Genomic DNA, 14,841 nt, shown 5'->3' on the forward strand with positions numbered 1-14,841 from the left:
GCCTGGGATCAGCCGAGCGTGACGCCGCGCCGGACCAGCTCATCACGGATGAAGCCGATCCCGACATCCTTGAGGAGGCAAAGCGGCAGCCCGCCCACCGCGGCCGAAGTGTCCATTGCCTTTCGCCAGGCGTGTTCATTCCGCACCGCGTCCAGGAACGAGGCACCCCCGCCGGTCAGCGAGACGCGGCCCTGCGCATCCCGCCGGACGAAGCCCGCATCCTCGAGCAGCATCAGGTGATACTGCTCCGCCGAGGGTACGGCATCTGCTTCGCGGCCAGCCTCCGGCAACGCCGCGCCGGCCTCGACCGCCAGCAACAGCCGGCGCATGAGCTGGGGATCACGCCGCATGGGACCTCCGGAACGATATAAGGGGGGCTGGAAATGCAAACGCCCGCCGGGTCGGTATGACCTGCGGGCGCAACTGTAGATGATGCCAAGCAAGATGCATCCGGCCGACTTAAGCGTCAAGCCCCTTTTTCGAGATGGCCCCTCATACGCTCCAAGGCGGTCGCCAGCGCCAAGCGCGCGGCAATGATGTTTTCGCCCCGGTCGGGCCACCCATGCCGCGCCAGCACCGCGCTCAGCGTCATGTCCTGCAGGCACACCATGTCCACCAGCACCCGGTCGGGGATCGCGCGCCGTGCACTGCCGGCCCGCTGCCGACGCACCGGCATGGCAATGCCGTCACCGATCCGGGCCCGCAGCCGGTCGATGTCATAGCCCTCGGCCAGGAACGCGTCCATGAAGCTGCCGCCCCGCCCATCGCCGCGCCGCACTGTCTCCAGCGAGGCGCACTTCATCCCGCCCGCGTCATGGCGCTCGACCAGCGCACGATAGTGCCGCGCGATTGCCACCTGCCCGGGCGTGAAGGGCGCAACGAACGCAGCCGCCGCCCCGCGATGAGCCCGCCGAGCCTGATCCTCCATCACGTCGAACGCATCGGCCTGCCGCGCCGCATCCCGGCCCCGATACCCCACATGCTCCAGCTCGTAATCCTCGAACCCGCCCGGCATCGCCACCCGGGCACTGGCCCGCAACTCCATCGGCTCGAAGGCGACCAGCCGCCCCCGTGCCGGCGGCATCGTGATCTCGGGGCCGCAGCGGTCGCGCAGATGCTCTGCATCCTCGATCAGATCGCCCCGGGCCCGCGCCATCATCCGCGCCAGCACCTTCTGCTTCTCGCGGAACACCCGGTTCACCAGCTCGGCCCAGCCGGGCACCGTCGCGAAGTCGAACTCTGTTGCCGGTATCTCGGTCATCCCGCCGCCCTTTCACTCTGCGCGCGCCGCCGCGCGCCTTCATCCACGATCCGCTGCGCCGCAGCCTGATCCGCCCGGTACTGCGCCAGCCAGGCGCGGTCCTCTTCCGTCACGACCTCGCGCCGCAACCGGTCCTGCGCCAGATGCACCTGCCGCCCGTTCGCCTCCGCCTGTTCCCGGATCAGCCGCATGTCCATCGCCAGCGGCGGCCGCCCGTGCCGGATCAGGAACCGGTAGAGCTCCACCAGATACCCGCCCGCCTCCGCCAGCGGCCCCTCGACCGAGGCAAGCCAGCTCGACACGATCCGGTGCTGCTGGATCGGCGGCGCCTGCAGCGCCCGCGCATATTGCCGGATCAGAACCTCCGACGGCCACACCCCGCCCTGCGCCATGTCGATCAGCGTCTCGGCCAGCGTCCGAAGGTTCTCCTCATCCATATAGGCCAGCTGCTCCGCCACCCGCCCCAGGAACGCCTCGTGCTGCGCCACCGCCTGACCCCTGGGCCGCGTCATCCCCGCTTCCTGCAACCTGCCGATCAGCAGATCCCGGACGCGCGCCTTCCCCGTCTTCTGTCCGTCGCTTTCCATCCTCGCTTCCTTTCTCAGCAGTCTCGCCATCCGCCTTCGCAACGTCGGTGTCCGGGGTGAAAGGTGTTTTGTATTGTTCTGTTTTGTATTGTCTTGTCCTGTAGGGCAGTCACACCAAAAGCCCTGAAAAGAGGGCGTGATACGCCCTGATATTCACTGTGAGTTAACTGTTAGATCACTGTGAATAACTGTTACGATAACACCCCGTCACACATCATCCTTGCCCCCGATCCGGCGCACCACGCGGGGCACGCCGGCAACCTCTTCCATCCCTGCCGCGACATTCTCGGCCGTGCAGTAGAGCTTCGACTTGTCGAGCCAGTCGGCGACCGTCGCCACGACATGGTCATTGTCGGCGAGGTTCGCGCGCCCCAGCGACCGCAGCTTGGCCCGCACCCGCGACCGCAGCATGGCCATGCGGCCCGCCTCGCGCGCCTGGTCTCGGCCCGACTTGCGCCGGTGCATGTCCACGGCGATCCGCGCGATCATCTCATGGCCAAGCCAGCGCCGGCCCGGCCTGTCGTCGCCCTCGACATGGGTCACCCGCCAGCCGTAGAGCGCGCCGGGCCGGGCACGCAGCCAGGCCTCGATGTCGCTGCCGAACCCGGCGAGGCGCGCCAGCTGGACGTCATTGTCCGGCAGCGCCCCTGCGGGATCGAGCTTGAAGCTCTCGCACCAGAGGATCAGCGCCGTGCCGATATCCTCGCGACGGCCGGCCGCGATGGCATCAGCGACGAACTGCGATGTCAGGAGCCGGTTGACGTAGAGCGGGATCCACTCATGGTTCGACAACGTATCGCCCATCTGCAGCGGATAGGCCCAGAATTCGAAATCGTTTCCGCTGTCAGGCATGTTGCCTCTCTTGTCCTGCCCTCGCCTGCCTTGTGCCGGCAGGTCCTGAAATTGCTGAAAGGTCTGCGCCTTTGGCGCCAATCCGTGCGGCAAGACGGCGGCGCATCTCATCGACATCGACGCCGGCGAACAGGCACACCACTTCGCAGTCGTTCGACCCGAACCAGTCGCGCGCGTCCTCCTGGATGCGGATGATCCGCCTGACATAGTCCGAACGGCGGGTCAGGTCGCAGGGCGCGCGCTCCCGCGTGGCAAGCTGCCATTGCGCCAGCAGCACATGTCGCCAGAGGCGCTGGCAGGCCTCGGCCGCAGGATCCTGATTGCCCGACTGATCGGGGGAGGCAGAGGCAATGCGCGAATACCGCATCATCCCGCCCCCACCGGAAACAGGAAAACCGGCATGTTGTGGGTCAGCGCGACCGACACGTCCCGCCGCACGGCCGAGGACCGCCGCCAGCCCGGCAGGTCCGGCACGATCACCGCGCGGGAGGCATGCAGCATCTGGCGGCGCAGCGTCCCGAAGGCATCCTCATCCGGACCGGCGCCCCGCGCCGCCGGCGGCAGCGCATGATGCGCCGCGGCACCCAGAACGACCGGCGAGACCGCGGCGATGCCGAGCGGGATCAGCACCGACAGGACATAGGCCGCGCGCATCTGCATCTCGACCGAACCCGCGAACTGCCACCGGCCCTGCCCGTCCCGGACCTCCTCGGCATAAGGCGTCGCGAGATAAACCTGTCCCGCTGCGCAATGCTGCGACAGCGTGATCCGCGTCGCGTCCACATGCAGCAGCGGCCGCCAGCGGGACGCGGGCGCGGTCAGTTGCTGCCAGTACCGCTCGCTCTCGATGTCGATCGGCTGGATGGCGGTCACCTGGATACCCTCCCACGCCGGGGACCATCGCCGCGCTTCTTTGCGCGAGCCACGTGTGGCCAATACTGCGCCTTTACTGCCTCGTAATCCTCGCCGCTCTCGTCCAGATCCGCGTCGCGGACGCGATTGGTCGCAACGCGCACGCGCTCCTGCGAAACGCCGAACCTCTCGCCGATCACATTGCAGTCCAGCTGCGCGTCGGTCCGCAGCGACAACCACCGCAGCACCAGCTCATCACTCGCCCGGGTGACAGCATGTCCCGCCATCAGAACGCCCTCCTATTATGGACTTGATGAGATCGACGACTTCCCAGCGGTCGAGGCGCCTGCGCAGGGCGTCCCCGCAGAGAAGGGCGAGGAAAATTCCCCCCGCCAGCCACCACAGAGAGCCACCGGCAAATGTGAGCCAGGCACCACCGGCCACAAATACGATCTGCTGAACGCAGCAGCAGACCAGGAAGACCGATCTCAGCATCACCCCTCCTGTTTGTTCGTGAGCAGCGCGCTGAACCGCGCCGTCTGTGCATCGAAAAGCGTTCCGCATTCCGGGCACTCTTGAAAATCATGCTCAGGGGCGACTGCGCCCGCTTCCTGATCCAGCGCCTCATGTTCAATCAGGAAGGCGTTGTCGCAGCATCCGCAGGTGCAGAACAGCGCCGCCACCTCAACGGCTGTGATAGGGACGATGGGCAGATCTTCGGATGCGGACACAGCTCTCTCCTCACAAAGCCGCCGGGGCCGAAGCCCCGGCGCAGTCACAGCCAACAAGGAGGAATGCGCGGTTCTCCCGCCGCGCGCGGGGTTCGATGGGGCGCATCGCGGCAGACGGCCGCGCCCCCGGTAGCCGTATCCCGCGGGGAGACGCTGTGCCCCGCTCTGCCGCAATTCCGGAACTCATGACTGCCTCCCACGCAGGATGGCCGCGACACGCGCCAGCGCGTCCTTCACGTCCTCGATCTCCTTGATCGCCTGGGCGACCTCGCCGGCGCTGGCCGATTGCTCGACGCTCAGGATCGCCGACATCGCCTCGCCCATCTCGCGCGAGATCTCGGCGGCCCCGGCGATCAGGCAGCCCTCGGCCGCCTCCTGCGACTTGCGCTGCACCAGGAGCCGCGTGACCGGATAGGCCGTCAGCGCATCCTCGAACGCGACCACGTCCCGCAACGTCCAGTCGAGCGTGCCGTTGATCTTGCGGCTGATCGTGCCCTTGGAATGGCCGCCGCCATAGCGCGCGTTCAGCAGCTCCGCCGCCGCATCGAGACAGCCCAGCTTCCGGATCAGCGTCACCATGTGGGCATGCGCCACGGACATCACGTTAGGCATGGCTGAAAACCCCGTTTTCTTGTGAGGAGAATGGGCTGATGATGATGTTGGGACGAGAACTTAGCGAAAGGAGAGGAAGACTATGACGCGCCGGGCGGCAGGGCCTGCTCGCATTCGTCATGTGTGAGCCAGCACTCACGGGGATGCCCCCCCAGAGGTTTTGGGAGCGGGATTTTCAGCCATGTACGCGATAAGACGTCGCGCCGCCTCCTCATCGCGAGCAGCCCGGCTTTTCAGTCGGTCGAGAAATCTGCTGTTTCCAAGGACTTTGACGCCCAGTGTGGTGGGGCTGATGCCAACGGCTTCACAATAACTTTCGATCGTCTGGATGAGGGCTTTGCTTTCCATGGCGAATTATCTGGCCAATTGGCCAGATAAAGTCAAGGCCAAATGGCCAGTGGATATGGACAATCGGCGTTACCAATATGGCCACATGCAAAAACAGACCTTTCGACAACAAATGATTGATGCCCTGGATCGAGCGGGCATGAGCGTGGCCGAGCTATCCCGTCGATCAGGCGTGAGCTATGATGCGATCAACAAACTCAAGCGCCGCCCGAACGCTTCAACCTCAGCCGAGAACGCGGCAGCGCTTGCTGAGGCACTCGGGATTGAGTGGGATCAGGGTTCGGGCGTAATAGAAATCGCGACCAAAGAAGGCGAACCGGAAAATGTCCACCTCGTGCCGGTGTACGGTGTCGCGGCGAGTGCAGGCTTCGGCGCTATTGTCGACGAAGAATCTCCTGTCTCTAGTCTCGCCTTCCCGCCGGCGTACCTAAAGCGGCTCACCAGCAGCAGCCCAGCACATCTGGCCATCATCAGTGTAAAAGGTGACAGTATGGAGCCAACGCTTCTCGATGATGACGTGGTGCTCATCGACACCAGCAAGACGAGCTTGGCCCACGACGGCCTTTTCGTCTTCCGATACGATGACGCGCTGCAGGTGAAGCGCGTCGGACGGGCTGCACGCAGAGGTTACGTCACAATCCTGTCTGACAACCGGACGCTCTACCCAATCTTTGAAGCGGCCATACAAGATCTCACCGTGGTCGGAAAAGTCCTTTGGTATGGGAGGAAGGTTTGATGACGCACGTGCGCACGTCGCTTACTGTTATGGTGCTGGCCGGCCTAGCAGCCTGCGCCCAGCCGCAGGATATGTCCGGAGACGCCCTCTGCGCGGCCATTCGCGCCAACCAAATGTTCCCATCCGCAGCGCGGGGCCAAGAACTAAGATCGGAGTATGCGCGTCGAAATCCGGGCTACTCCGCCCGGACGGTTGATGCGGTTCTCCGCGGCAGCGTCTTCGTCGGTATGGATGAGTATGCCGCAACATGCTCTTGGGGCGCTGAACTGGCGGGCGAAACAATGGGTTATGGTCAACACACAAGGCAATACCGGAGCGGAGGCGGCGCGAGCTTTTTCTTCGTCAATGCACGCACCGGACAAGTCGAGTACATCTCATCCTGACGCACATCAACAAGTGACCTACCTAGAGCAGTAACGGGGAGGAACATGAAGGGCCTTATTCTTCTCATAATCGTTGGCGTTCTAGGCTTCTACGCTTGCTCGTCGATCGCGGGCCGCGAACCTGTAACACGGGGCGAAGTCCGCGACCGAATTGCGGCAGACAAAGTGATCCTATGTGCGCAAGGCTACATAAACCGCGGGAGTGCGGCGAGCGACGCTTGGCCAGCCTGCCTGCACAGTACGTCTGAGTTAGAGGGCCGCGATCCGATCAACGTTGCCAAGCAGGTTAACCGGGCGCAGCGCCGCGAGGTTTTTGCGGTCGATCAATGACATAACCAGCCCTTCCGAAGCCTGGAAGAAAAAGGGCAACTCACTACCAAACGCGCTTTCCCAAGGCAGTGGTTGCCAGGCCGGTTGCAAGGCAGGAGCTTGGGATCGCGGGGCGCGAATCGTTTCGGCGCCCAATTTGGCCATACGGCCATTTTATTGATTGACTATTGGCCATATGGCCAATATTTTCTCCCCGACGCTACGGGAGAAAAGTCATGCCCCTCACCCACCGCATTGCCACGGCCCTGCTGGCCACGCTGACCGTCGCGGCCTGCGTCGTCATCGCCCGCAGCGCGCTCCTGACCGCCCTCGCGCTCTCTGCCCCGCAGGTGGCGGCATGGTGAGCGCGTACATGCAACGCATGGAGCGCGCCTCTAGCCTCGCGATCCGCGCCCGCGGCCACATCGAGGCCGACGGGCTGCGCGGCAATGAACTGATCCGCTGGTTCGAACGGGCCGGCCCGTCCGATGTGTGCAGCCGCTCTGGCAAATGGCGCTGCCGCTGCTACGGCGTCGAGACAGCCGCCACCACGCCCGAGGCCGCAATCATCGCTTGGTGCGATGCGATCGACAGCCTTTGCGACGAACTGATCGGGGAGCCGTCACGATGAACGACCTCGTTAACCATGAATTCATTCTTTTCCGGCAGGCTGAGTCTCGGAAGGCAGGAAGACCCAACAGGCGAGAAGACGGGACGCAGTGCGGTGCGTCCCGTCACCTCTCCCCCACCGAGATCGCCCTCGCCGCCCGCCATCGCATCGAGGTCGAGGACCTCTGCGGTGATGCCCTGGTCGAATGGTTCGGCCGCCTCGGCAATGTCACGATCACACAGAACGCCGGCGTCTGGTACTGCCGCGGCTACGGCCAGACCGGCTGGGCCCGCAGCCCCCACAGCGCGATCCTCAGCTGGTGCGGCCTCATCGATGGCGGGGTCGAGGCATGACGCTCGCTTTATATCTTGTAGGGAAAGTTGGCCGCGCTGGACGGCAGCATGTGCCGCAAAAGGCCCCGAACCCTCGGCACCGCCAGTCGGCGACCTCCATCGCCATAGAGGGAGCTTACCGCCGCGTTGTGCGCGATCGCATTCACGCCATAGAAGATCGCCGGCTCATCTGCATAGATCAGGGTCATCTGAGGCCCGATGTCGCGCCCGGAAGTGCCCGCCTCAAGCTGGGAGAGAAGCGTGTAGAACCTGCGCTTCAGTTCCATGTGGTCGCGCGCGCGACCGCTGAAGTCCCACACAAGAGAGGCGGCGGACACCACCGCTACCGCAAAACCCGTCAAGATCGCGAAGAACGGCTGATCGGCACCCATGACGGCGACCGTTCCCGAACCCAGCAGGATCGTCACGAACAGCGAGGCGCGGTGCAGCGCCCCGAACCAGCTTGCCCGCATGTCGTGGTAAAGCGCGGACCGCAGAAGATCGAATTCGGCGCCGCCTATCGAGGTGGACGGATCGGCGGTGGTTCCCCCATCGGCCCCGGCGGCCTTGGGGCCGGGCTCGACGGCAGCGGGTTCGACGGTGTCGGCGTCCTTACACATTTCACATTCCCCATCTTCGCATGCGCCCTTTCTGAGTCATCGGAGGGAAGGGTGTATCGCCGCCTGCGCCTGGTACGCGCAGGCGGCACCCAGATCGTGCCAGCGCAGCGCCTTGTGCGTCAAGCGCCCCGTCTTGCTGCAAGCAGTCACCACCCCGAGGAGCACCTGTGATGACCGTCACGCCGGCCCGCAACGCCTCACCTATGGAGAAACCCATGCACGCCCCCGAACTTCGCGGGATCGACCAGATCCTGTCCCTGGCCAACAACGGCGACTATCTGCCCGACCTGCTCCAGCGCCTCGAAGCTCTCATGACCGAAATGCGGGACTTCAGTGAAGCCTACGGCACCGCCGCCGCAGGCAGCCTTACCCTCAAGCTCGGCTTCAAGCTGGACCGGTTCGGCCAGATCGAGATGACCGTCGACGACGACATCAAGGTGCCGAAGCCGCCCAAGGCCAAGGCCGTCGCCTGGACGACCGAGGGCGGCCGCCTGACCCCGCACAACCCGGCGCAGACGCGGATGGAAATCCGCGACGTGGGCGGCACCCGCGAATTGCGCACTCCGAACAGCAACGACTGACCCATCGAGAAGGAACGAGGACATGACCGACGAAACGCCACGCAACATCCTTGAAACCTTTATCGCCGCCACTGAAAGTCGCGCGCCCGAGGTGATGATTTCTCACCCTGGTTCAGGCGATATCACCACGCCCCTGATCACCGCCCTGCCCGACGGCATGCGCGTGCATGACTTCAGCGACAAATGGCGTGCTGCGGAAGAGGCGCTTCAGCCCTTCCGTCGCAAGGGGACCGCGGTACTGCAGGATCTCGACAGCTTCATCGCCTGGGCAAACCGCTTCAAGGGCGAGACCTCCGCGATCTTCGCCGAGATCGCGAGTGGCGGCACGCCCGGCCTTCTCTGCATCTCGGACTACCTCGGCCATGGCGCGCCGGTGATCGACGCCGAAAGCCGGGATCCGACGGCCTCGCACTGCCTGCACAAGGCCCGCTACGGCTTCCCGATCTCGGACGAATGGAAGATCTGGAACGGTATCAGCGGCAAGCCTCTGTCGAAGAATGAGTTCGGCGAGTTCATCGAGGCGAACGCGAAGGATCTGCTGGATCCCACGCCGGCGCTCCTCGATCGGAAGGGCAGCAGCCAGAAGGTCGAGCCTTGGGAAGCACGCATGATCGAGGTTGCTGCGCAGCTGCAGGGGCGGTTCGGGCAATATGCTGCGCTCGTCCAGCTGAGCCGCGAATTCCAGGTCAACGAGACCAGCAACCTCTCGGTGAGCACCAACCGGGACACCGGCGAACAGTCCATCCAGTTCGTCGATCAGCATGCGGCGCCGGACGGCCAGCCCATCCGCATCCCGAACCTGTTCATGATCGCCATCCCGGTTCTTGATCGCGGGGCGCTCTACCGCCTTCCGGTCCGCTTCCGCTACCGCAAGTCCGGCGCCGACATCCGCTTCATCATTCAGATCCACAACCCCGATATCGCCCTGCGCGATGCGCTGGATGAAGCCATCGCCCGTGCCGGCGCGGAGACCGGCCTGCCCGTCTTCTTCGGCAAGCCTGAAGCCTGAGCCACACCGCCCCGCAACTGCGGGGCGGCACAATCCCGCCGGAGCACCCCATGACCCACAGCCGCCACCCCGCCCCCGATGATGCCGCGCGCATGGCGCAGCACTGGGAAGACCTGAATGCCCCGGCCATCCGCCGGGACCGCACCCGCCGCATCGCGCGGATGGCCCTGCCGGCCGCCATCGTCGCAGCCCTCCTGCTGGGCGCAAGCGTCCTGCTGGCACAGACCCCGCCCGGCCTGCAGACCTGCCCGCCCCGACATGACAGCCTCACGCGCCACTGTCGCGAGCCGGCTGCGCCCAGCGTCAGTCCGAGGCCGAAGCCGCGGCCCAGTTCGCCGTTTTTTGGGCTGAAGGTGGGAGGCCGCTATGGGTGACCGCCCCATCATCTTCTCCGCGCCGATGGTCCGCGCCATGCTCGACGGGCGCAAGACGCAGACGCGGCGGGTGTTGAAGCGAACCGATCTGATGGAGTGGAATGGTCGCGAGATGAAACCTATCCCGGTCGGTTACGCACCCGGCGACCGCCTATGGGTGCGGGAGGCGTGGACCGCCCGGATGACGCACGGCTGGACCATCGCCGATGCTCGTTCGCGTATGTATCAGGAGGAAATCCTCTACCGCGCCGATGGCCACGAAAGCATTGATGGCTGGTGGCCCTCAATTCACATGCCGCGCGAATTTTCCCGCCTGACGCTAATCGTCACGGATGTGAGGGTCCAGCGGCTGGAGGAGATCAGCCGCGGTGACGCGATGGAGGAAGGTTGTCCGCATGCCAACATGGCCGAAGGGCCGGATCCGCGCAGCTGGTTTTCGAGCCTCTGGAACAGCCTGCACGGCCCCGAGGCATGGAAGGCCAATCCATGGGTGGCCGCGCTGACCTTCACTGTCCATCGCTGCAACATCGACCGGTTGTCCGGAGGCCGCCATGTCTGACGACATCCGCACAGCCTATCACACCGCCCTCGCCGAGATCCGCAACCGCCTGCCCGGCGGCGTCCCGCTGGCCGAGGACCGCGAGGGCATCCTGCGCCGCGTTGCGAGCGAACACGGGCTGTCGATCGAGACAGCGCGGGAGATCATTGTCGATGCAGGGGTGGCCCCATGAAAAACAAGCTTTCCGACCTGAACAACCACCTCTTCGCCCAGCTCGAGCGCCTGGCGCAGGAGGACCTGACGGCCGACCAGGTCGAGCACGAGGCCAAGCGCGCCGAGGCCATCGTGTCAGTAGCGGACCAGATCACGCGCAACGCCGAATTGCAGCTGAAGGCCGCGAAGCTATTCGCGGATCACGGCCAGCAGATCCTGCCGATGCTGCCCCAGATCGGAGGCCGGTCGGAATGAAGGGGCATGCCATCCAGTATTTCGATGACGAGCTCGCATGGATCGAGGCGAACAAGGACATGCCGCGCCGCGAACTGCACGCCATGTTCTGCGCCCGCTTCCAGCGTGACGACGTCAGCCTTGGCGCATTCAAGGGCCTCTGCAAGCGCAAGGGCTGGCACACCGGCCGCACCGGCCAGTTCGCAAAGGGAAACGTCTCCCACAACAAGGGCAAGAAGATGCCCTACAACCCGAACAGCGCCGCCACCCAGTTCAAGAAGGGCGAGCGCCGGGGCCGCGCTAATGAGAACTATCAGCCGATCGGCACCGAGCGCGTAAGCAAAGACGGATACCTGGAGCGCAAGATCCATGACGGCCTTCCGCTCCAGTCCCGCTGGCGTGCGGTGCATCTTGTCCGCTGGGAAGAGATCCACGGCCCCCTGCCGAAAGGCCATGCCCTGAAATGCCTCGATGGCGACAAGACCAACACGGATCCATCGAACTGGGAGGCTATCCCGCGGGCGCTGCTGCCGCGCCTGAACGGCCGCTTCGGCCGCGGCTATGACCACGCCCCGCCCGAGCTGAAGCCGACGATCATGGCGATCGCGAAGCTCGCCCAGAAAGCCCAGGACGCACGAAAGGAGCAAGGATGAACGAAGACCCTACCATGAACCCCCTTGCAGCATATGGCTCCGACCGCTGGTGCGCCATCACGCTTGGCCGGGGCCTCGAATGGTTCCGCAAACGGCGGGATCAGCTCGAGGTGGCAGGCTTTCCCGCAAAGGATCCGATCACCGGGCTGACGATGAAGGCCGACGTGAACGCCTGGCTTGCCCGGCGCCGGCGGATCGCGGATGCTGAAACCTCCCGGCACAAGGCGCACAAGCCGCCTTCGGGAGCAAACTTCGACGCATTCTGAACACCCAAAAGGAGACGAAGATGCCCTACCTGCCTGCCCTCTGGGACGGGTCCGATCCCCTATACGCGCCTGGTCTTGTCCGGACCAAGCGATGGTTCTACTGGAAGCCACCCGCCAAGTACGTCAAGGCGGGATACGTCATCCGCAACGTCCGCCTGCCGGGCGAGGATGGCGATGGCCGCGATGCCGAACGCGCTCTCCGATGCCGGGAACTCACCCAGGACATGCTGACCTGGTATGAAAGCCCTCAGATCAAGGTCGAGCCGGGCACATGGAAATGGCTGATCGCGCGCTACAAGTCTGACGAGTTCTCCCCCTACCGCGACGTGAAGTCGAACACGCGCGAGAGCTATGATTACAACATCGCCCGCTGGGAGGAGAGTATCGGGCATCTGCCCCTTGAAGAGGCCGATCACGTCCAGCTCATGCGCTGGCGCGCAGCCATGCAGGCCAAGGGCCGATCCGTCTCCTACATCGCACGCATGTTCCGCGTTCTCCGGATCGTCGTGAACTACGGCGCCGCGACAGGCAACAAAGAGGCGGAACGGATCGCGGGCATCCTGAGCCGGGTGCGGATACCTGCGGCCCGACCACGGAGTATCGCGCCCACCAGGGCGCAGATCTACGCGGTCATCGCCGCAGCCGATGCCGCCGGGCAGACGGCCTTTGCCACGGGGCTGATGATCCAGTTCGAGTTCGCATTACGCGCGGTCGACGTGCGCGGGCAGTGGCTGGACGCCAAGGCCGGGGAGACCGGGATCATCCGCCACGGGAAGCGCTGGCAGGATGGTCTGACCTGGGGAATGATCGATCGCGATGTGACCAGGATCACCAAGACGCCATCGAAGACAGAGCGGCACATGGAAGATGAAATGGTCTTCGACCTGACGCTTGTGCCCGAGCTCCGGGCGCGCCTCCAGGCAATCCCCCCGGCCGAACGCATCGGACCAGTCATCAAGAGCCGCAGCGGCCAGCCCTATGCCCGCAACGTCTGGGCACGGATGTTCCGGCGGCACGCCATGACAGCGGGATTGCCCGACGACATCTTGCTGATGGACACCCGCGCCGGGGCGATAACCGAGGCGCGGCTCGCAGGCGCCAATCCCTACGACCTGCGCGATGCTGCCGGCCATAAACTGCTTGCGACCACTGACCGCTATGCGCGCGCCAGGAATGAGGCCGTGTCCAATGTGGTGAAGATTCGACAGGTTGGAACGAAATCGAAACCGGCCTGATACAACTCGTTACAACTCATTTATGAGCCAAGTCATAACGCCTTGATTTCATGGTACCGCCTCCCCGGCTCGAACGGGGGACCCCCAGATCCACAATCTGGTGCTCTAACCTACTGAGCTAAGGCGGCACTGGCGGTCGTTTAGCGCCAGCCCCGGGCGATTGCAAGAGGCTCGCGCTTGAAATGGCGCTCAAAGCGGCGTATCCCTCGCGCCCGGCAAGGAGGCATCCATGGGCATCGACAAGCAGAGCGACATCGCTGCAGATCTTCAGATCGGACCGACCACGCTCGGCATGGTCCGGATCTATATAGAGGCCGAGGGCATGGAACTGCCGCTCGATTTCACGCCGGACGAGGCCGAGGAAATCGCCGAGGAATTGCGCGCCGCGGCAACCCGCGCGCGCAAGAGCGAGACGCAGCCTGGCGGCACGCCTAAAAAGAAAAAGCGCTGAAGGCGGGATCGCGCGCCGCCAGCAACCGCCGGGCCGAGAGGCGGGCAAAGAGTTGCGTCACGGCGCGCCGGCGGGCGGGGGCAAGCCTTGTCTCTGGTGCCATTCGCGCGATTTCGGCGTCATAGCTGTCGGCCAGGATCAGCCCGGTGTCATCCGGCAAAAGCTCGGCCGGGAAATCTGCGTCCACGGCCCAGAAGTAACGGTCGCACCAGTCGAGATAGCCCTGCCATTTGCGATCCGACACGAAGTCGGCGCGGCCCGATTTGCACTCGACCACCCAGATCTCGCCTTTCGGGCCAAGCGCCATCACATCGACGCGAAGGCCGCTCGCAAGCGTGACCTCCGTCAGCCCCATGAAGTCGTGCGACAGAAGATGGCGGCAGACGCCGCGCGCAAGAAGCTGGCCCGCGGGCCGGCCCAGATCATCGGTGGTGTGGCTATCCGACATCCCGCCATTATGAACGAAGCGGGAACAGACCGCAATCCATCTCACGCTTCTTGCAGGCCCCCGATCGCCGCCTTATGTAAAGATCGTGGCGGGTGCTGCTCTTCTCGTGCGGGACATTTTTCCAGTGGCCGATAAGCATTTCCGAGGGGGCTGGCTCTGACCGGGTCCTGGCCCGATTACCTGGCTCCCACCTGAATCATCAGGCTCTCGGGAATTACCGTTCCCACGGTTGCTGCGGGCCCGTCACATCATTCTTCAACGCCGGCGACGATCAACGCGCACCAGCGCGGGCGTCGGCAGATGAACGGGCTGCATCCGTCCCTTGCGCGGCTCGTCATCCTCGGCAAGCCGCATGACGGCAATCCCGAACTGCGCCGCCGCAAAGACGGTGGTATTCGCAATCAGCAGAAGGATAAGCGCAAGCCACCCTTCGCTGCTGTTGAGGATAAGATGTCGAAGCCCGGCCACGTCAAAGGCAAGAAGCATCGCGACAAAGACAACAGACAGGACAAAGCCGACCATGGTCTGGGTGATGTAAAGGCGAATCAGAGGAGGCATGAGGGCACCTTCTGGTGTGCGTGATCATGCGTTCAACCCGAAACGCAAGCCGAAAGTGCCTTCACATTTTCCGGCGCAGCGCGTGAT

At 64.5% G+C, this 14,841-nt stretch carries 28 protein-coding genes and 1 tRNA gene; 15 read left to right on the plus strand and 14 right to left on the minus strand.

The annotated features are described in order from the left end of the window. Window positions 1-8 precede the first annotated feature (8 nt). The 9 genes from ACFSGJ_RS16485 to ACFSGJ_RS16525 all read right to left on the minus strand — a co-directional run bounded on the left by ACFSGJ_RS16485 (window position 9) and on the right by ACFSGJ_RS16525 (window position 4,895). Complete coding sequence (locus ACFSGJ_RS16485; protein ID WP_390264306.1) at window positions 9-350, minus strand: DUF2513 domain-containing protein; 342 nt, start codon at window positions 348-350, stop codon at window positions 9-11. Between the two features lie 116 nt (window positions 351-466). Continuing rightward, entirely contained in the window at window positions 467-1,261 is a 795-nt protein-coding gene (locus ACFSGJ_RS16490) for a hypothetical protein (RefSeq protein ID WP_390264310.1), read from the minus strand. Further along, a complete protein-coding gene (locus ACFSGJ_RS16495; RefSeq protein ID WP_390264313.1) occupies window positions 1,258-1,848 on the minus strand; it encodes a hypothetical protein in 591 nt (196 codons plus the stop codon). The genes ACFSGJ_RS16490 and ACFSGJ_RS16495 overlap by 4 nt, the downstream gene beginning before the upstream one ends. A 207-nt stretch (window positions 1,849-2,055) precedes the next feature. Further along, entirely contained in the window at window positions 2,056-2,700 is a 645-nt protein-coding gene (locus ACFSGJ_RS16500) for a DUF1376 domain-containing protein (RefSeq protein WP_390264316.1), read from the minus strand. Then, window positions 2,693-3,070 (minus strand): hypothetical protein, encoded by a 378-nt coding sequence (locus tag ACFSGJ_RS16505; protein ID WP_390264319.1) that lies wholly within the window; start codon window positions 3,068-3,070, stop codon window positions 2,693-2,695. The genes ACFSGJ_RS16500 and ACFSGJ_RS16505 overlap by 8 nt, the downstream gene beginning before the upstream one ends. Next, complete coding sequence (locus tag ACFSGJ_RS16510; protein ID WP_390264322.1) at window positions 3,067-3,573, minus strand: DUF1937 family protein; 507 nt, start codon at window positions 3,571-3,573, stop codon at window positions 3,067-3,069. The genes ACFSGJ_RS16505 and ACFSGJ_RS16510 overlap by 4 nt, the downstream gene beginning before the upstream one ends. Beyond that, the gene (locus ACFSGJ_RS16515; RefSeq protein WP_390264325.1) at window positions 3,570-3,839 is read right to left on the minus strand and encodes a hypothetical protein; all 270 of its coding nucleotides are present in this window, start codon (window positions 3,837-3,839) and stop codon (window positions 3,570-3,572) included. Before ACFSGJ_RS16515 ends, ACFSGJ_RS16510 begins: the two co-directional genes overlap by 4 nt. Before the next feature lie 207 nt (window positions 3,840-4,046). Beyond that, entirely contained in the window at window positions 4,047-4,283 is a 237-nt protein-coding gene (locus ACFSGJ_RS16520) for a hypothetical protein (protein ID WP_390264328.1), read from the minus strand. 183 nt (window positions 4,284-4,466) lie between these two features. Then, window positions 4,467-4,895, minus strand: coding sequence for a hypothetical protein (locus ACFSGJ_RS16525; protein ID WP_390264330.1), 429 nt, complete (start codon window positions 4,893-4,895; stop codon window positions 4,467-4,469). Window positions 4,896-5,241: 346 nt separating this feature from the next. Here ACFSGJ_RS16525 and ACFSGJ_RS16530 point away from each other — a divergent pair, with 346 nt between their 5' ends. Further along, window positions 5,242-5,979 (plus strand): S24 family peptidase, encoded by a 738-nt coding sequence (locus tag ACFSGJ_RS16530; protein WP_390264332.1) that lies wholly within the window; start codon window positions 5,242-5,244, stop codon window positions 5,977-5,979. Then, the gene (locus ACFSGJ_RS16535) at window positions 5,979-6,362 is read left to right on the plus strand and encodes a hypothetical protein (RefSeq protein ID WP_390264335.1); all 384 of its coding nucleotides are present in this window, start codon (window positions 5,979-5,981) and stop codon (window positions 6,360-6,362) included. Before ACFSGJ_RS16530 ends, ACFSGJ_RS16535 begins: the two co-directional genes overlap by 1 nt. A gap of 249 nt (window positions 6,363-6,611) precedes the next feature. On the opposite strand, the gene ACFSGJ_RS16540 is transcribed toward ACFSGJ_RS16535, so the two are convergent. Beyond that, window positions 6,612-6,836 carry a hypothetical protein gene (locus ACFSGJ_RS16540; RefSeq protein ID WP_390264338.1) on the minus strand — a complete coding sequence of 75 codons (225 nt, stop codon included), beginning with the start codon at window positions 6,834-6,836 and terminating at the stop codon, window positions 6,612-6,614. A gap of 71 nt (window positions 6,837-6,907) precedes the next feature. Between ACFSGJ_RS16540 and ACFSGJ_RS16545 the strand changes: the two genes are divergently transcribed. The 3 genes from ACFSGJ_RS16545 to ACFSGJ_RS16555 are packed head-to-tail and all read left to right on the plus strand — an operon-like array spanning window position 6,908 to window position 7,634. Continuing rightward, window positions 6,908-7,036 carry a hypothetical protein gene (locus ACFSGJ_RS16545; protein ID WP_390264341.1) on the plus strand — a complete coding sequence of 43 codons (129 nt, stop codon included), beginning with the start codon at window positions 6,908-6,910 and terminating at the stop codon, window positions 7,034-7,036. 8 nt (window positions 7,037-7,044) lie between these two features. Next, entirely contained in the window at window positions 7,045-7,302 is a 258-nt protein-coding gene (locus ACFSGJ_RS16550) for a hypothetical protein (RefSeq protein WP_390264343.1), read from the plus strand. Then, window positions 7,299-7,634, plus strand: coding sequence for a hypothetical protein (locus ACFSGJ_RS16555; protein WP_390264346.1), 336 nt, complete (start codon window positions 7,299-7,301; stop codon window positions 7,632-7,634). Before ACFSGJ_RS16550 ends, ACFSGJ_RS16555 begins: the two co-directional genes overlap by 4 nt. A gap of 8 nt (window positions 7,635-7,642) precedes the next feature. Here the strand turns inward: ACFSGJ_RS16555 and ACFSGJ_RS16560 are convergent, their stop codons facing one another. Further along, window positions 7,643-8,233, minus strand: coding sequence for a hypothetical protein (locus ACFSGJ_RS16560; RefSeq protein ID WP_390264348.1), 591 nt, complete (start codon window positions 8,231-8,233; stop codon window positions 7,643-7,645). 170 nt (window positions 8,234-8,403) lie between these two features. Between ACFSGJ_RS16560 and ACFSGJ_RS16565 the strand changes: the two genes are divergently transcribed. The 9 genes from ACFSGJ_RS16565 to ACFSGJ_RS16605 are packed head-to-tail and all read left to right on the plus strand — an operon-like array spanning window position 8,404 to window position 13,297. After that, a complete protein-coding gene (locus ACFSGJ_RS16565) occupies window positions 8,404-8,814 on the plus strand; it encodes a hypothetical protein (RefSeq protein WP_390264350.1) in 411 nt (136 codons plus the stop codon). Window positions 8,815-8,836: 22 nt separating this feature from the next. Continuing rightward, window positions 8,837-9,823, plus strand: a complete 987-nt coding sequence (locus ACFSGJ_RS16570) for a DUF2303 family protein (RefSeq protein WP_390264353.1) — start codon at window positions 8,837-8,839, stop codon at window positions 9,821-9,823. Window positions 9,824-9,873: 50 nt separating this feature from the next. Beyond that, on the plus strand, window positions 9,874-10,197 hold the full coding sequence (locus tag ACFSGJ_RS16575) for a hypothetical protein (RefSeq protein WP_390264357.1): 324 nt from the start codon (window positions 9,874-9,876) through the stop codon (window positions 10,195-10,197). Window positions 10,198-10,234: 37 nt separating this feature from the next. After that, the gene (locus ACFSGJ_RS16580; protein WP_390264360.1) at window positions 10,235-10,756 is read left to right on the plus strand and encodes a hypothetical protein; all 522 of its coding nucleotides are present in this window, start codon (window positions 10,235-10,237) and stop codon (window positions 10,754-10,756) included. Beyond that, complete coding sequence (locus ACFSGJ_RS16585; protein WP_390264363.1) at window positions 10,749-10,928, plus strand: hypothetical protein; 180 nt, start codon at window positions 10,749-10,751, stop codon at window positions 10,926-10,928. The genes ACFSGJ_RS16580 and ACFSGJ_RS16585 overlap by 8 nt, the downstream gene beginning before the upstream one ends. Beyond that, window positions 10,925-11,164, plus strand: a complete 240-nt coding sequence (locus ACFSGJ_RS16590) for a hypothetical protein (RefSeq protein ID WP_390264366.1) — start codon at window positions 10,925-10,927, stop codon at window positions 11,162-11,164. Before ACFSGJ_RS16585 ends, ACFSGJ_RS16590 begins: the two co-directional genes overlap by 4 nt. Continuing rightward, window positions 11,161-11,796 (plus strand): HNH endonuclease, encoded by a 636-nt coding sequence (locus ACFSGJ_RS16595; RefSeq protein WP_390264369.1) that lies wholly within the window; start codon window positions 11,161-11,163, stop codon window positions 11,794-11,796. Before ACFSGJ_RS16590 ends, ACFSGJ_RS16595 begins: the two co-directional genes overlap by 4 nt. Continuing rightward, window positions 11,793-12,062, plus strand: a complete 270-nt coding sequence (locus tag ACFSGJ_RS16600; RefSeq protein ID WP_390264371.1) for a hypothetical protein — start codon at window positions 11,793-11,795, stop codon at window positions 12,060-12,062. The genes ACFSGJ_RS16595 and ACFSGJ_RS16600 overlap by 4 nt, the downstream gene beginning before the upstream one ends. Window positions 12,063-12,082: 20 nt before the next feature. Continuing rightward, window positions 12,083-13,297 carry a tyrosine-type recombinase/integrase gene (locus tag ACFSGJ_RS16605; protein ID WP_390264374.1) on the plus strand — a complete coding sequence of 405 codons (1,215 nt, stop codon included), beginning with the start codon at window positions 12,083-12,085 and terminating at the stop codon, window positions 13,295-13,297. 51 nt (window positions 13,298-13,348) lie between these two features. On the opposite strand, the gene ACFSGJ_RS16610 is transcribed toward ACFSGJ_RS16605, so the two are convergent. After that, window positions 13,349-13,425, minus strand: a tRNA-His gene (locus ACFSGJ_RS16610). A gap of 101 nt (window positions 13,426-13,526) precedes the next feature. On the opposite strand from ACFSGJ_RS16610, the gene ACFSGJ_RS16615 reads away from it, so the two are divergent. Beyond that, complete coding sequence (locus ACFSGJ_RS16615; RefSeq protein ID WP_390264376.1) at window positions 13,527-13,748, plus strand: DUF6324 family protein; 222 nt, start codon at window positions 13,527-13,529, stop codon at window positions 13,746-13,748. Here the strand turns inward: ACFSGJ_RS16615 and ACFSGJ_RS16620 are convergent. Beyond that, window positions 13,729-14,196: an MmcB family DNA repair protein gene (locus ACFSGJ_RS16620; protein ID WP_390264379.1), complete on the minus strand. Its 468-nt coding sequence runs from the start codon at window positions 14,194-14,196 to the stop codon at window positions 13,729-13,731. The two genes, ACFSGJ_RS16615 and ACFSGJ_RS16620, sit on opposite strands and share 20 nt — an antisense overlap. A 255-nt stretch (window positions 14,197-14,451) precedes the next feature. Then, entirely contained in the window at window positions 14,452-14,754 is a 303-nt protein-coding gene (locus tag ACFSGJ_RS16625; RefSeq protein WP_390264382.1) for a hypothetical protein, read from the minus strand. Between the last annotated feature and the right edge of the window lie 87 nt (window positions 14,755-14,841).

Origin of the sequence: Halodurantibacterium flavum (assembly GCF_042681825.1) — a bacterium.
GTDB classification, from domain to species: Bacteria; Pseudomonadota; Alphaproteobacteria; order Rhodobacterales; family Rhodobacteraceae; genus Halodurantibacterium; species Halodurantibacterium flavum.